A 15,916-nucleotide genomic window follows, 5' to 3' on the forward strand; every position below is an offset into this window, starting at 1 on the left:
CACACTATGTACTATTCACAAGGCACAGTCTCAACTGTGTCCGGCTCGGCTATTGTCCGCGGTACGGGCACGAAATTTAAATCCAATATCAACGGCGTTGCACCCGGGCAGATGATGTTAATCCGGTCTGGCAACAACAACTTAATCCACCTGATTCAGGCGGTGAACTCCGATACCGAACTGGTACTGGCGGATAACGCCACGGTCACCCTGAATAACGCGAAATACCAGATTCAGACCACCCTCCCCGATTCCGTCTCGGATGGCGTCCGACATATTGTGGCCAACACCAGCTACATCACCCAGTTTCTCCAGAACATGGACAAATGGATGTCGCAGAATGGCGTGGTTGACGTGACATTGCCGAATGGACAGACGGTATCACTGCAATCGATACGGGCGTTACAGGCGGCATTAGAAGGAAAAGCAGATAAAACAGAGTTTCAACAGTCGGTACGGGCGTTGCAGGTGGCGATGGAGGGAAAACTGGATAAGAACCAGAACGGGGCAGATATCCCCAACAAACCGGCGTTTGTGAAAAACCTCGGTTTGTCAGAACTGGGCTATCGAACCATTGGTAACGGGCCAAACCAAATTCCTGATATGTCGTTTTTTAGCAGCACAGCAAATTCATTTCGTGTACCTAGTGGTTATATGATGGTGTTTGGAGATTTTCTGGCGACCGTTCCGTCGTCGGCTGACGGGCGTAGTGCGTCAAGAGAATCCGTCAAATTTTCTACGCCGTTTCCGCACTCGTGCGATTCTGTGACGGGCGTATTTGCAGTAGGCGTCGGGAACGGCCCTATTTTCTGCACCTGTGAAGCCGTATCCCGCGCGGGGTTCGTGTTACGGGCGGGCATTATGTCAAAATTGACTAGCTCCATTAAATTAAAATTCATGTATATCGCAGTGGGGAAATACTAATGCAGAACATAGTATGGAGTGCGAAAAATAACGCATTTTTTTACGAATTAGATTTAGTGTATTACGAGCGGGCTGGTTGGGATATATCAGATGTTATCCCGATATCTGAACAGGTTTTTCAACAGTTTACCAATCCACCTCCGCGAAAAATACGTGTAGTTGGCCCTAATGGTTTACCCGCGTGGGGGGATGCCCCACCGCCACCTCCTCCCACACCAGAGGAATTGCAGCAGCAGGCTGAGTATGAAAAACGGCAATTGCTGCGTCTGGTCAGGGAAAAAATTGATATTTATCAGGATGCCGTTGATTTTGGTATGGCAACAGGCGATGAAAAACGGTTATTAGACGCATGGAGGGAATACCGGATAATCCTCTATCGGGTGGATTGCTCTACCGCCCCCGATATCCAATGGCCGAAACAGCCGGAGTGATTAAAGGGGCTACGTGCCCCCGATGCCGAACCCTGCGACATTCCCGAAGGTTGTCGCTTAGATGTTCGTGTTCAGATGCCGGAAGATTCGGTGTGGAATGTGGGGCGGGGGGAGGTGAAGCGTAAAATAAACCCGCAGAAAGTTGCGGGTTGAAATTGCTTAGCTATCTCGCCAATTAAGCCAGAGCTATTACATCAAATGTAATCGAAATTAATATTTGAGTACAAAATTGAGTACATAAAAAATTAATTTTAAATAAATAACGTTTAAATACAGTAGATTAACATTTAGTTCTCATAATCATGAAAGTAGAAACTTTGGTTTTCTTTACTGGTATTCAAGGTTGTGTATTCTCCGTTATCGCCAATTTAATTACGACTAATCAATGAATTACATTTCCATTAGTGTCACATTTATCTCATTTTGTCGCTAGTTTGCACACCAAAAACGATCATTCTCGATGACGTTAAATGACGTGTTATAGATGGTAAACCATAATAAGATTTGAGCGAAGCAGTTCGTATGGCTATCCCAAACTCAGACTGACCGTGGCAGTGGCGGTTATTGTTCAAGATAGATGGGAAAAGAAATTTGATTAAGAAATGTATCTGAAAGGGAGTTTATATCAATAAATTGTCGAAACTGACTTGTCTATGCGCCACTTGAGATTGTATTGTGTCGTTAGCATAAGAAATTATCGGTCTGATTAAAAAGGTGTGAAAAATGGACAACACAAATAAACCAACATTCCAAAATGTACTGGAGTTTGTGCGTATATTTCGGCGCAAAAATAAATTACAGCGCGAAATTGTAGACAATGAGAAAAAGATCCGAGATAACCAAAAACGTGTACTCTTGCTTGATAACCTGAGTGACTATATAAAGCCAGGTATGTCGATTGAAGATATTCAAGGAATTATTGCCCATATGCGCAGTGATTATGAAGAACGCGTTGATGAATATATCATCAAAAATGCCGAACTATCTAAAGAACGCCGTGAGTTATCCAAAAAACTTAAGGCAGTGGATGGTGGAGTTAAGTAAGTTTTAGCTGTTTGAAAAGATGATTGTTTAGTACTTAACCACGCCTTATGGCGTGGTTGTTTTTTTAGTTTGAGTTCCAATAAGGTTTGAGTTCAGGATCAATTAAAGCATAGGTTTGATAGTAAGTTCGTTCATCTTCGGCCATTTGTGCTAATTGTTCGGCTACATCTTCTCGGTTTACCATGCCATGAACTTCCACTTGATAACGTTTGCAATGTCCAGTACCAGATTGATCGGTAAGACCACCGGGACGAATGATGGTAAAATTCAGTGTGCTGGTTTGTAGGTAACTTTCAGCCAGTGACTTGTGTCTGACAGATTGCCCGAATAATGATTTGGCCCGTGCTGATAATGTCTTCCAACTTTCACCGCATCCAATGGATGTCACTAATAACATACGGGTAATTTGAGCTTGTTCCAATGCATCTATGATTGCCATGTTCCCATGATGATCCGAATTTCCTCCGCCAATCGTTGAGAAGACAATAGGATTTTCTCCTGCCTGTGCAATTGCTTTTTCTATACTTTTTCTGTCACAAGCGTCACCGTGGATTACGTTAACTCCTGCTGCACTGAGTTCCGCAGCTTGTTGTGGATTACGAATTAAGGCTGTGACAGGACGGTTTTGTTGTAGGGCAATGGTGACCAAATGGCGTCCAACACCTTTTCCGGCACCAAAAATTAACCAAGGTTTCATTGATGGGAAGCTCTCCATAAAATTAACTAACTATTTTAAATGATAACCATTTATACTCGATAAATTTCAAGTTGCAATCCGCAAAACGACGTGAGGCCTTATATTTCCCCGCTCAGCGGGGGAAATATAACACCCATCTTGAAGTTGGATTGGTATAAATTTATTGGAATAGTTGATTGAAAGGAATGAAGGTAATTCGTTTTTGTTGTGGGTAAGGTAAAAAAATGGCCCCAATCCAGGGGAGGGAGCCATTTAATTCAAATCACAGTATCCGATTATTCGAATAGCGGTGGTTTAGACATAGCAGAAGTTGCAATACTTGTTGCAGAATGCCCGCCAGCACCGCCTTTACCTTTGAATGGATAAGCAGGGCGTTGCCATTCAGTGATAAGCACAGGCTTAGTCATCATATCTGGTGCTGGAGCCTTCGTCATTGGGGAGTAAGCGTGATGATTTTTTTCCACGATAATCGAAGACTTAACAACTGTTTTCTCTTCCGTTTTAACTTCCTCTGCCTGAGGGCGCATTTCCGTTGCAACAGTTGGCTGTTCTTCATGATGTTCCTGTTCAACAATCGACGTCCTAATGATGGACTCTGCCGTGTGGCACATTTTTTCAGCATCGAGTGATACTAGAATATGTGATTCTTCATCTGCTAAAATTTCTGACCAATGTTTTTCATCATGATTGATGACAGGTTCCACGTTAGCTGATTCTGAAACGTCAGGCTTTTCTAATTCCGGCTCTGCTGGTGTCACGATGGAAGCGTTATCAACAACAAATTTCACATTATCATCCTGAGTAATGCTGTCTTGTTGTTCTGCTATTTCGGCGTGAGGCACTGTTGTCGTTGGTGCTGATTCTGTGATTGCTGGCAGCAGAATAACTTTTTCCTGTTGTACAGGTATTGTTTTTTCTTCAAACGGTTCGCTAATCACATTAACAGAAGCAGGGATTTCAGGTTCAGTCATGGTTACAGGAGTAACCGGATAACGAACCCACACTTTGCCTGATGCCAGTTCTGGCGATACAACAGCCATTCTCAATGGTACTGGCGATTGAGTCAGATTGCGTTCATCACGGTAGCGGCGGCGGCGCTGACCGCTGACACGCAAGTGACGCGGGGAACGGCGGGAACGACGCGGCATTGTGTTGTCTTGCTGCTCATTATTTTGTGAAATAACAGCTTGTGATGCCGCGTTTTGTGAATCTGTATTTTGTGGCATTTCAGCTTGGTTAGCTGCTTCAACATGAGTATCAATAACGGCTGGTACAGACGTTTTTGTCTCTTTGTGAGCGTTTTCTGATACAGACACAGATTCAGGCATTACAGCGGGTAAGGCTACAATATTAGTTTCTTGTCTCAATTCGTCAGTGATACGAACTTTTTGATCAAGCTGACGGCGTTGACGGCGAGGCATGACTGGCTGACGCTCTTCAACGTCTTCTTCGACAATGTCAGGTCGATTGGTGGTCTGTTGAGCTTTAGCTTCCAGTTGCTGCTGCCGTTTTTCTTCTTGACGGCGACGTTGACGTTCAGCACGTTGTTCACGGCGTTGTTGCTGCTGTGCTTCACGAGCTTCGTTATCCGGCTCAGTGTTATCCTGGACATTGTTCGGCTGGGCATTACGGCTCTTGCGCTGTTCATCACGTTCACGGTTATTACGTGCTTCACTTTCGCGACGCTGATTCTGACGGCGTGGGTTGCGCCGCTCTGATGAGCGACGATTATCATTGCCCGCCGATTTTTTGTCCCTTTCTTGGGTTTGTTTTTCTTCTTCACCACCACTGAACATTTTTTTCAGGGCACTCAAGAATCGGCTAAACAAACCTGGTTTTTCTGTCTGTTTTTGGTTATTGGTGACGACTTTTTTCTCTTTTGTTTTTACTTTTGTTGTTGTCGGTGCGGCTTCTGCTGGCAGATCAAAAGTTGAAATGGCTGGTTGCTCTGGACGTTTGCGTTCATGCTGAATATCGTCCTGAGCATTTATCATTTCCGCTTCATGCAGTTGTGGAAGCAAATAGCTCAACGTTGAAATTTCTTCGCCTTTACGTACCCGTAAGACAGAGAAATGTGGCGTTTGCATTTGATCATTTGGAACAATGACAACACCAACATCACCCTGGCGGTGCTCAATGGCGCTGACTGCCTGACGTTTCTCATTCAGTAAGTAAGAAGCGATCTGCACAGGAACAATGGCATGAACCTGATGTGTGTTTTCTTTTAGCGCTTCTTCTTCGATTAAACGCAGAATTGACAGGGACAGTGATTCATTATCACGAATAGTGCCGGTGCCGCTACAACGCGGGCAGACATGGTGACTGGATTCACCCAAGGATGGGCTTAAACGCTGGCGTGACATCTCCAGTAAGCCAAAGCGGGAAATCCGGCCGATTTGAATACGGGCGCGATCTTGTCTTACAGAGTCACGTAACCGATTTTCAACTTCACGTTGATGACGCACGGGAGTCATGTCAATGAAATCGATAACAATCAGGCCACCGAGGTCACGCAGACGCAATTGGCGTGCAATTTCATCAGCAGCTTCCAGGTTGGTATTAAATGCCGTTTCTTCAATATCACCACCACGAGTTGAACGGGATGAGTTGATATCGATAGCCGTTAAAGCTTCAGTCGTATCAATGACGACAGAGCCGCCGGAAGGTAACCGAACTTCACGCTGGAAAGCCGATTCGATTTGCGATTCTATTTGATAATGGCTGAACAGGGGGACTTCACCACTGTACAGTTTGATTTTACTGGCAAAATCCGGGCGTCCCAGGGCAGTGATGTGTTGGCGTGCCAAATCAAGGATTTTAGGGTTGTCGATCAAGATTTCCCCAATATCTGGGCGCAGATAGTCACGGAATGCGCGTACGATCACATTACTTTCCTGGTGGATCAGGAAGGGCGCGGTGTGGCTGTCGGCAGCTTTTTTGATAGCTTCCCAATGTTTCAGGCGGAAGTTTAAATCTCCCTGCAAAGCTTCAGCTGATTTGCCGACACCTGCGGTACGAACGATAAGCCCCATGCCTTCTGGAACTTCAAGAGAAGAAAGCGCTTCTTTCAATTCGATGCGATCATCACCCTCAATGCGGCGAGAAATTCCGCCTGCTCTTGGGTTATTTGGCATCAGGACTAAATAGCTGCCAGCCAGACTAATAAAGGTTGTTAAAGCTGCCCCTTTGTTGCCTCGTTCTTCTTTATCAACCTGGACGATGACTTCCTGGCCTTCTTTAAGGATATCCTTAATATTAGGGCGACCATGAGAGTGATAATTACTTGGGAAATATTCGCGAGCAATTTCTTTTATGGGTAGGAAACCATGACGCTCCGCGCCGTAATCAACAAAAGCAGCTTCCAGGCTAGGTTCAATTCGAGTAATTTTCCCTTTATATATATTTGCCTTTTTCTGCTCGTGTCCAGGGCTTTCAATATCCAAATCATAAAGACGTTGCCCATCAACAAGGGCAACACGCAACTCTTCCTGCTGGGTTGCGTTGATTAACATTCTTTTCATTCTAACTTACTCATTATTTTTTACATGAATATAGAGCTGCGAGTAAAAAAGAGGCGAGCTACTAGTTACCGATGGCCTCGTGTCTTTTACAAAACCGTCAGCCTCACGGCTATCGTTTGTATAGAGGCGCCTATTTGTCGGCGAGTCTGAATTTCATTTGAACACAGTACTCTTTATTGGGGCACTGTAATAAATAGGTACAGATTTTACCCAATCCAGTAAGCTGCCACCCGCAGCCCATAAATTATTTGATCGAACATTACGTCTTATGCCATTGCTGCGTTTTTGCTCGATCAAACAGATAACAAACAATTTCAATCTTGCCATTCATAGTTTAGTAAACCGTGGCCAGAAAGCATTATTCCATTGCTATTGGGGTGATAGCAAGGTGACTTTGTCGCTTTACAGGTTTTTTATTAGGAAATAGTGATAAGTTGTTAATATTTAGTCTTTATCCTAAGTCACCTGAAACAATGAAGTAGGAAAAATGGCTGTTATTTAGACATAGTTAAAAATGAGTGGCGCTCTGTTTGTTGGATTATTAGAATCTCACCCATGAAAACAGATAATCCAATTGTACAGTTTGTCACGATTGATGACGAATATGCCGGTCAGCGAATTGATAACTTTTTGTTGGCCCGTTTAAAAGGCGTACCTAAGAGCATGATCTATCGGATCTTGCGTAAAGGTGAAGTTCGAGTCAACAAAGGAAGAATTAAGCCTGAATATAAATTGACAGCAGGTGATGTCATCAGGATCCCGCCGGTTAGAGTCGCAGAAAAACAAGAAACACCGATATCTGTCAAGCTGGATAAGGTTGCTGCTTTGGCGGAATGTATATTGTATGAAGATGACCATATTTTAGTCATAAACAAACCCTCAGGAACCGCAGTACATGGGGGCAGTGGCCTGAGTTTTGGCGTGATAGAAGGATTGCGGGCTTTGCGTCCTGAAGCCCGCTTTCTTGAACTGGTACATCGGCTTGACCGCGATACATCGGGTATTTTGTTGATTGCGAAAAAACGTTCTGCATTGCGGGCATTGCATGAACAATTACGCTTGAAACAGATGCAGAAAGACTACTTGGCGCTAGTGCGTGGGCAATGGCAATCCCATTGTAAAGTTGTAGAGGCCCCTTTATTGAAAAACACCCTGCAAAGTGGAGAAAGGGTGGTTAAAGTCAGTAAAGAAGGCAAACCGTCTGAAACACGGTTTAAAGTTGAAGAACGATATGCATTTGCAACATTGGTGCGGGCAAGCCCAGTGACAGGGCGAACTCACCAGATCCGAGTGCACTCTTTACATGCCGGTCATCCGATTGCGTTTGATGATCGCTATGGTGACAGAACATTTGATGCCCAACTTGCAGAAACAGGACTTAACCGATTGTTCTTACATGCCAACGCATTAAAGTTCACCCATCCATCCACCGGGGAAACGCTGCGTTTCGAAGCCCCAATGGATGACAGATTGCGGAAATGTTTAAGAATATTGCGGCATAATCATCATTGATAGCATACCGTCAGTGGGTTTATCCCCTGACGGATAAGCATTTCTGTCAACGTTATTAATGGTAAGCCGATAAGTGTGTTTGGATCTTTGCCGTCAAGTTTTTCGAATAATGTAATTCCTAAGCCTTCGCTTTTGAAACTACCCGCACAATTGAAGGGTTTTTCTTTGTTGAGATAATAAGTAATTTCTGTTTCTGTCAGATCTCTGAAATAGACATGGAATAGCTCGCAACGAGTATCAACCACTTCTGTTTTGCTATTGAATAAGGTAATGCCAGTATAAAAAGTGACACATTTTCCACTGGCTTTTTCCAATTGTAAGAAAGCATTCTCAAAATTATGGGGTTTGCCGGTGATCCTGTCATCCAAAACACAAACTTGATCTGACGCTATAATGAGGTGGCTAGAATACTCCCGCTGTAATGCGTGAGCTTTTGCCTGTGACAGCCGCGTTACCAACTGTTTTGGACTTTCGTTTTCCAGCGGGCTTTCATCAATATTGGGAGCAGCACAGGTAAAAGGTAATCCCAGCTTTTCTAGCAATTGGCGGCGATATTCGGAAGTTGACGATAAAATAATCGGAAGCATCTTTTTTTCCATAAAATACGTAGAGAAATATTTGCAGGCATTTTAAACTATACGCCGCTTAATAAGCGAATATTTGACGGAAAGGCGTAGATGTGTGGCCTTTTTCTTTGACTATGTCTCATTACAAAGATAATATGCGCGCCTTATGCAAAAGGTAAAATTACCCCTGACCATTGATGCACTTCGAGCAGCCCAGAAAAGATTGGATTACCATGGTAGTTACTCTGCTGAGCAAGTTTCTCGTCTTGCAGAAACTGTGGTCAGTGTGGATGGTGATGTAGATAACTCATTATCATTTGAAATTGATAATCAGCGTCTGGCAGTTGTAAAAGGGCATTCCGAAGTGGATGTTACGCTTGCCTGTCAGCGTTGTGGCAGTAATTTCAGTCATCATGTTCACACAACGTATTGTTTTAGCCCGGTTGTCAATGATGAACAGGCTGAGGCATTACCGGAAGAGTATGAGCCAATAAACGTTAACGAATTTGGCGAAATAGATTTGCTGGCAATGATTGAAGATGAAATAATTCTGTCTCTGCCGGTGGTTCCGGTACATGATTCTGAACACTGTGAAGTGTCCGACGCGGATATGGTGTTTGGTACGCTGCCTCCTGAAGCAGAAAAACCAAACCCGTTTGCCGTATTAGCCAGTTTAAAGAAAAGTACTTAAGGAGTAAGGTCAATGGCCGTACAACAGAATAAACCAACTCGTTCTAAGCGTGGTATGCGTCGTTCTCATGACGCACTGTCTGCAACACTTGTCTCTGTAGACAAAACTTCTGGTGAAACTCACCTGCGTCATCACGTGACTGCTGATGGCTACTACCGTGGCCGCAAGGTAATCAACAAGTAATTTCAGCTAATCATTAGCAAGTTGATATCTTGGTTAATCTAACCTTAGCGTTAGATGCTATGGGCGGGGACTTTGGTCCTCGCGTTACGGTGCCTGCTGCATTGCAGGCACTGGCATCTAATCCACAACTGAAGCTATTGTTGGTCGGCAATCCCGAAACCATCTTTCCTTTGCTTGCAAATCAAAATGCCGAGCTGTTTAGCCGCTTGCAAATTGTTCCTGCGGAACATATCGTTTCCAACGATGCAAGGCCATCTCAGGCCATCCGTTCCAGTCATGGTACTTCAATGCGTATAGCACTAGACTTAGTGAAGTCGGGCAAAGCTCAGGCTTGTGTCAGTGCGGGAAATACAGGGGCTTTGATGGGATTGGCTAAATTGATGCTGAAATCCATTGAAGGTATTGAACGGCCTGCATTGATGACGGTGATACCTAATCTAAAACAGCAGAAAACAGTTGTATTAGATTTAGGCGCTAATATTAATTGTAATAGCAGTATGTTAGTTCAGTTTGCGATTATGGGTTCCGTAATGGCGGAGTATGTTGCTGGTGTGGATAATCCACGTGTTGCGTTACTTAATATCGGAGAAGAGGAATCCAAAGGGCTAGATAATATCCGCGAAGCCGCTATAACCTTGCGTAATATCCCAACGATTAATTACATCGGGTATGTGGAAGGAAATGAGTTACTGACCGGAAAAACGGATGTACTCGTATGTGACGGCTTCGCAGGTAATGTTACGCTGAAAACGATGGAAGGTGCGATCAGAGTGATTTTAACTCTGATAAAGTCACCGGATGGTCAGCAGAAAAAATCATCTTGGTTGATGAAACTCTTCAAGATGAAGATAGTGAAAAGATGGTTACTGAGACAGATAACCAAACGGTTCGGCCATCTAAACCCTGACCAGTATAACGGAGCAACGTTATTAGGATTACGTGGTATCGTTATAAAAAGCCACGGTGCTGCCAATGAACGTGCTTTTAAGGCTGCTATTGATCAAGCCATTCAAGCTATAGAGAAGCAGGTTCCAGACAGAATCGCTGCCCGACTGGATGCAGTATTACCCAAGAGTGAATAAACATAACATGTATACAAAGATCTTAGGTACGGGCAGTTATTTGCCTGCGCAGGTGCGTACTAACGCAGATTTAGAAAAAATGGTAGATACGTCTGACGAATGGATTGTCACTCGGACGGGTATTCGTGAGCGCCGTATTGCGGCTGAAGATGAAAATGTTGCCATTTTGGGTTTCAAAGCGGCTGAAAAAGCCATTGAAATGGCGGGCATCGATAAAACACAAATTGACTTAATCGTTGTTGCCACAACAAGTTCAACTCATGCTTTCCCAAGTGCCGCTTGCCAAATCCAGCAGTTGTTGGGCATTCCAGGCGTTGCGGCTTTTGATGTTGCCGCAGCGTGTGCCGGCTTTACTTACGCGTTAAGTGTTGTCGATAAATTTATTAAAACAGGTGCGGCTAAACATGCACTGGTGATTGGCTCTGACATTATTTCAAGGGTCGTCGATCCTAAAGATCGCAGCACAGTTATTCTTTTCGGCGATGCAGCAGGAGCAATGGTTGTCGGGGCTTCAGAGGAACCCGGCATTTTGTCCACTCATCTTCATGCTGATGGCCGTTATGGTGACTTACTGTCATTGCCACATCAAAGCCGGGTGGAGTGTGATACTCCAGAATATGTGACTATGGCCGGCAATGAAGTCTTTAAAGTGGCGGTTCGTGAATTAGCGAATATTGTTGATGAAACATTGGAAGCCAACAACGTGCCTCACTCTCAGCTTGATTGGTTAGTACCTCACCAGGCGAATTTGCGTATTATTGCGGCAACTGCCAAGAAATTAGATATGACAATGGATAAAGTGGTCATCACTTTAGATCGTCATGGCAACACCTCGGCAGCATCTATTCCGACGGCATTCGATGAAGCGGTACGTGATGGAAGGATCCAACGCGGCCAACTTGTTTTACTTGAAGCATTTGGCGGTGGCTTTACCTGGGGCTCAGCGCTGGTACTTTTTTAATTTAACAGGAAAATAAACATGTCTGATTTTGCAATGGTGTTTCCCGGTCAAGGTTCTCAATCTCTGGGGATGTTGGCTGATTTAGCCGCAGAATTTCCACTGGTTGAGCAAACGTTCGCAGAGGCTTCTGCGGTTTTGGGATATGATTTATGGACGTTGGTTCAGCAAGGACCGATAGAAGAACTGAATAAAACCTGGAAAACTCAACCTGCATTGCTGGCAGCTTCAGTGGCGATTTGGCGTGTATGGCAGGAGAAAGGCGGTAAGGCACCGTCCATAATGGCAGGCCATAGCCTTGGCGAATATTCTGCACTGGTCTGTGCGGGCGTGATTGATTTCCAGCAAGCCATTAAACTTGTTGAATTGCGTGGGAAGTTGATGCAGGAAGCTGTACCAGAAGGGAAAGGAGCAATGTATGCCATTATCGGTTTAGATAATGAATCCATTGCAAAGGCATGTGAAGCGTCAGCACAAGGTCAGATTGTTTCGCCGGTTAATTTTAATTCACCTGGGCAGGTGGTTATCGCAGGTGAAAAAGAGGCTGTAGAGCGTGCGGGAGCGGCATGTAAGGCCGCAGGCGCAAAACGGGCATTGCCACTATCCGTTAGTGTGCCTTCGCACTGTGCATTGATGAAATCTGCTGCTGAACAACTGGCGGCGGCATTGCAAGACGTTGAGTTTAACCAGCCGCAATTCCCTGTCGTGAATAACGTCGATGTAAAAGTAGAAAAATCTGCTGATGCTATTCGGGACGCGTTGGTTTGTCAGTTGTATAATCCTGTACGTTGGACAGAATCAGTTGAATATATTGCAGGGCTTGGGGTTGAACAATTGTTAGAAATTGGGCCAGGTAAGGTACTCACTGGGTTAACGAAACGTATTGTTGATACTTTAAGTGCTGTAGCAGTAAATGATGTATCATCACTCACAGTTGCTCTGAACAAATGACTGGGGAAAAAATGGGCTTTGATGGAAAAATTGCGCTGGTCACTGGCGCGAGCCGTGGCATAGGTCGCGCGATTGCAGAATTATTGGTTGAACGTGGTGCATGTGTTATTGGTACCGCAACCAGTGAGAAGGGCGCTGAAGCAATCAGTGCCTTTCTTGGTGATAAAGGTAAAGGTTTTGTACTGGATGTCACAGATTCAGAATCCATTGAAAATGCACTCTCGAATATTCGTGCTGAATTTGGTGAAATAGACATTTTAGTTAATAATGCAGGCATCACTCGTGATAACTTGTTGATGCGCATGAAAGATGATGAGTGGCAAGATATTATTGACACTAATCTTTCTTCGATTTTTCGTCTGTCAAAAGCAGTAATGCGCTCTATGATGAAAAAACGTTATGGACGCATTATTTCTATTGGCTCTGTTGTTGGAACAATGGGAAATGCGGGACAGGCGAATTACGCGGCAGCGAAAGCAGGAGTTATTGGTTTCAGTAAATCATTGGCTCGTGAAGTCGCTTCCCGTGGCATCACGGTTAACGTTGTTGCACCTGGTTTTATCGAAACTGATATGACCAGAGCGTTGACAGACGAACAACGTGCAGGCATTGCTGCTGGAATACCTGCTAATCGTCTTGGTGATGCAAAGGAAATTGCCAGTGCTGTAGCGTTTCTTGCTTCTGACGAGGCCGCTTACATCACAGGTGAAACATTACATGTCAATGGTGGCATGTACATGATCTAAAAAATGAGCGAACCCACTGTTTTTGATATGTTTTTTGTACAAAAAAAGCAGATTGTGGTTCGACCAGCCGGGATTTGGTTGCATCTTTTCCTGTATTTTATAAACTACGAAAACCATCGCAAAAGCGAGTTTTGATAGGAAATTTAATAGTATGAGCACTATCGACGAACGCGTTAAGAAAATCATCGTTGAACAACTGGGTGTTAAAGAGGAAGAAGTTGTGAACACAGCTTCATTTGTTGATGACTTGGGCGCTGATTCTCTTGACACAGTTGAACTGGTAATGGCTCTGGAAGAAGAGTTCGATATCGAGATCCCAGACGAAGAAGCTGAAAAAATCACTACAGTTCAGGCTGCTATTGACTACGTTGAAAACGCAGGTAAATAAGCACACATACCTAGGCGGTCGTTCGACCGCCTATGTTTTTCGTCCTAATTTTTTTCCCTCCTTGGAGGATAACCGTGTCTAAGCGTCGAGTAGTCGTGACCGGACTAGGCATGTTATCTCCTGTCGGCAATACAGTAGAGTCTTCCTGGAATGCTGTTTGTGCCGGACAGAGTGGTATCGGCCTTATCGAACATTTTGATACCTGTAACCATGCAACTAAGTTTGCAGGTTTGGTGAAGAATTTTAATCATGAAGATTTCAATATTTCGCGCAAAGAAGCACGGAAAATGGATCTCTTCATTCAGTATGGTATTGCTGCTGGCAAGCAAGCTATTGACGATGCAGGAATCGAAGTAACAGAAGCCAATGCTGGCCGCTTTGGTGCGGCCATTGGTTCTGGTATTGGTGGGTTAGGGCTGATCGAAGAAAATCACAGCACACTGCTATCGTCAGGGCCTCGTAAGGTTAGCCCATTCTTTGTACCTTCAACCATCATTAATATGGTGGCGGGCCATTTGAGCATTCTGTATGGTCTTCGTGGCCCGAGCATTTCCATTGCAACTGCTTGTACTTCTGGCGTACATAATATTGGTCATGCGGCTCGCATCATTGCCTATAATGATGCTGACATTATGCTGGCGGGCGGTGCAGAAAAAGCGAGTACTGAGTTTGGAGTTGCTGGATTTGGTGCTGCACGTGCATTGTCAACCCGTAATGATGATCCTCAAAGGGCAAGCCGCCCTTGGGATAAAGATCGTGATGGCTTTGTGCTGGGTGATGGTGCAGGTGTCGTTGTGCTTGAAGAGTATGAGCATGCCAAAAAACGCGGTGCCAAAATCTATGCTGAAGTTGTTGGTTTTGGCATGAGCAGCGATGCTTATCATATGACATCGCCTCCTGAAGATGGCGCAGGTGCTGCTTTAGCAATGCAAAATGCCCTGAATGATGCGGGAATTTCACCAGAGCAGGTGAGTTACATCAATGCCCATGGTACATCTACGCAAGTGGGTGATCTTGCAGAAGCTCGTGCAGTGGAGGCTGTTTTTGGTGAAGGCACTAAAGTATTAGTGAGTTCTACCAAATCAATGACAGGCCATTTGTTGGGTGCCGCAGGCGCGATTGAATCTATTTTCACTGTTCTTTCTCTGTGTGATCAGATTGTTCCTCCAACCATTAACCTGGAGAATCAGGATGAGAACTGTCGTTTGGATTTAGTTCCGGGCGCAGCGCGTAGCGTTGAAGGAATGGAATACGCATTGTGTAACTCTTTTGGTTTCGGTGGCACCAACGGGTCATTGATTTTCCGCAAGATCTAAAATCACTTTGTGTTTATGAAAAGCCCCGACAAATGTTGGGGCTTTTTTATCAAAAATAAGAAGTTAACATGACGTATTGGATTAATGGTAATCAGTGTGATCATATACCTGTCAATGATCGTGCGGTGCAGTTTGGTGACGGCTGTTTTACCACAATAAAGGTTGAGCAAGGGATACCGGTTTTGCTACCTTTGCATATAAAACGGTTGCAGAAAGGTGTTGAAAAACTCTTTATGCCAGCACTGGATTGGTTCCAACTTGAGAACCATATTAAACAGGTAGTGAAAGGGTGTGATTCCGGTGTGTTGAAAATCATTCTTTCCAGAGGCACGGGAGGCCGTGGCTATAGTTTTGCTGACACGACTACGCCTACCCAGATCTTGTCTTTGAGTTCATATCCTGAACGATATATAACTCAGCGTCAAAAAGGTGTGTCATTGACTCTTAGCCCGATTCCAATGGGAATTAATCCCTATCTGGCTGGCATTAAGCACTTAAATCGTTTGGAGCAGGTTTTGATCAAACGGTTTATTGTACAATCAGGAGCAGATGAAGCCCTGGTACTTGATAGTGATGGCTTATTGGTTGAATGCGCTACTGCCAATATCTTCTGGCGAAAAGGCAAAAATGTTTATACACCTGATCTCAGCCAGTGTGGGGTAGCGGGGATTATGCGACAAAAGATCATCGAATTGTTGGCGAAAAGTGATTATCGCTTATCATGTATTATGCGCTATCCCGAAGCGCTGGCTTATGCAGACGAAGTGATTATCTGTAATTCCTTAATGCCAGTACTGCCAGTAAGCCAAATTCAAGCGCATGAAAATCAACCGGCGTGGAAATATCAATCAAGAGAGTTGCATGAATATTTATTACCTGAATGTTTAAAACCTTAGCGAATTAGTA

At 44.4% G+C, this 15,916-nt stretch carries 16 protein-coding genes; 13 read left to right on the forward strand and 3 right to left on the reverse strand.

All coding sequences use genetic code 11. The annotated features are described in order from the left end of the window. Nucleotides 1–6: 6 nt before the first annotated feature. The 3 genes from AAY47_RS22370 (at nucleotide 7) to tmaR (ending at nucleotide 2,399) form a co-directional block, all read left to right on the forward strand. On the forward strand, nucleotides 7–924 hold the full coding sequence (locus AAY47_RS22370; protein ID WP_053014207.1) for a hypothetical protein: 918 nt from the start codon (nucleotides 7–9) through the stop codon (nucleotides 922–924). After that, nucleotides 924–1,355: a tail fiber assembly protein gene (locus AAY47_RS04665; protein WP_047767353.1), complete on the forward strand. Its 432-nt coding sequence runs from the start codon at nucleotides 924–926 to the stop codon at nucleotides 1,353–1,355. Before AAY47_RS22370 ends, AAY47_RS04665 begins: the two co-directional genes overlap by 1 nt. Before the next feature lie 723 nt (nucleotides 1,356–2,078). Further along, nucleotides 2,079–2,399 carry a PTS system regulator TmaR gene (gene tmaR, locus AAY47_RS04670; protein ID WP_047767355.1) on the forward strand — a complete coding sequence of 107 codons (321 nt, stop codon included), beginning with the start codon at nucleotides 2,079–2,081 and terminating at the stop codon, nucleotides 2,397–2,399. Nucleotides 2,400–2,463: 64 nt separating this feature from the next. Here tmaR and AAY47_RS04675 read toward each other — a convergent pair whose 3' ends face one another. Together AAY47_RS04675 and rne are read right to left on the reverse strand one after the other, a co-directional pair. Then, nucleotides 2,464–3,096, reverse strand: coding sequence for an SDR family oxidoreductase (locus AAY47_RS04675; protein ID WP_047767357.1), 633 nt, complete (start codon nucleotides 3,094–3,096; stop codon nucleotides 2,464–2,466). A 275-nt stretch (nucleotides 3,097–3,371) separates the two neighbouring features. After that, on the reverse strand, nucleotides 3,372–6,617 hold the full coding sequence (rne, locus tag AAY47_RS04680; protein WP_047767358.1) for a ribonuclease E: 3,246 nt from the start codon (nucleotides 6,615–6,617) through the stop codon (nucleotides 3,372–3,374). Between the two features lie 555 nt (nucleotides 6,618–7,172). Between rne and rluC the strand changes: the two genes are divergently transcribed. Continuing rightward, nucleotides 7,173–8,129: a 23S rRNA pseudouridine(955/2504/2580) synthase RluC gene (rluC, locus tag AAY47_RS04685; protein WP_047767360.1), complete on the forward strand. Its 957-nt coding sequence runs from the start codon at nucleotides 7,173–7,175 to the stop codon at nucleotides 8,127–8,129. On the opposite strand, the gene AAY47_RS04690 is transcribed toward rluC, so the two are convergent. After that, complete coding sequence (locus tag AAY47_RS04690) at nucleotides 8,123–8,716, reverse strand: Maf family protein (RefSeq protein WP_047767362.1); 594 nt, start codon at nucleotides 8,714–8,716, stop codon at nucleotides 8,123–8,125. The genes rluC and AAY47_RS04690 overlap by 7 nt on opposite strands. A gap of 145 nt (nucleotides 8,717–8,861) precedes the next feature. Between AAY47_RS04690 and yceD the strand changes: the two genes are divergently transcribed. The 9 genes from yceD (at nucleotide 8,862) to pabC (ending at nucleotide 15,906) form a co-directional block, all read left to right on the forward strand. Further along, on the forward strand, nucleotides 8,862–9,386 hold the full coding sequence (gene yceD / locus AAY47_RS04695) for a 23S rRNA accumulation protein YceD (protein WP_047767364.1): 525 nt from the start codon (nucleotides 8,862–8,864) through the stop codon (nucleotides 9,384–9,386). Between the two features lie 12 nt (nucleotides 9,387–9,398). After that, entirely contained in the window at nucleotides 9,399–9,569 is a 171-nt protein-coding gene (gene rpmF, locus AAY47_RS04700) for a 50S ribosomal protein L32 (RefSeq protein WP_004240653.1), read from the forward strand. Between the two features lie 29 nt (nucleotides 9,570–9,598). Beyond that, nucleotides 9,599–10,651 (forward strand): phosphate acyltransferase PlsX, encoded by a 1,053-nt coding sequence (plsX, locus tag AAY47_RS04705; RefSeq protein ID WP_072059741.1) that lies wholly within the window; start codon nucleotides 9,599–9,601, stop codon nucleotides 10,649–10,651. A 7-nt stretch (nucleotides 10,652–10,658) separates the two neighbouring features. Further along, a complete protein-coding gene (locus tag AAY47_RS04710; RefSeq protein ID WP_047767369.1) occupies nucleotides 10,659–11,612 on the forward strand; it encodes a beta-ketoacyl-ACP synthase III in 954 nt (317 codons plus the stop codon). 18 nt (nucleotides 11,613–11,630) lie between these two features. Beyond that, on the forward strand, nucleotides 11,631–12,560 hold the full coding sequence (gene fabD, locus AAY47_RS04715) for an ACP S-malonyltransferase (protein WP_047767371.1): 930 nt from the start codon (nucleotides 11,631–11,633) through the stop codon (nucleotides 12,558–12,560). 11 nt (nucleotides 12,561–12,571) lie between these two features. Then, entirely contained in the window at nucleotides 12,572–13,306 is a 735-nt protein-coding gene (gene fabG, locus AAY47_RS04720) for a 3-oxoacyl-ACP reductase FabG (protein WP_047767589.1), read from the forward strand. A gap of 151 nt (nucleotides 13,307–13,457) precedes the next feature. Continuing rightward, a complete protein-coding gene (gene acpP, locus AAY47_RS04725) occupies nucleotides 13,458–13,694 on the forward strand; it encodes an acyl carrier protein (RefSeq protein ID WP_012989255.1) in 237 nt (78 codons plus the stop codon). Between the two features lie 74 nt (nucleotides 13,695–13,768). After that, nucleotides 13,769–15,010 (forward strand): beta-ketoacyl-ACP synthase II, encoded by a 1,242-nt coding sequence (gene fabF / locus AAY47_RS04730; protein ID WP_047767374.1) that lies wholly within the window; start codon nucleotides 13,769–13,771, stop codon nucleotides 15,008–15,010. Nucleotides 15,011–15,078: 68 nt separating this feature from the next. Next, the gene (pabC, locus tag AAY47_RS04735; RefSeq protein ID WP_047767376.1) at nucleotides 15,079–15,906 is read left to right on the forward strand and encodes an aminodeoxychorismate lyase; all 828 of its coding nucleotides are present in this window, start codon (nucleotides 15,079–15,081) and stop codon (nucleotides 15,904–15,906) included. The last annotated feature ends 10 nt before the right edge of the window (nucleotides 15,907–15,916 follow it).

This window comes from Xenorhabdus griffiniae, assembly GCF_001028135.1.
Classification (GTDB): Bacteria; Pseudomonadota; Gammaproteobacteria; order Enterobacterales; family Enterobacteriaceae; genus Xenorhabdus; species Xenorhabdus bakwenae.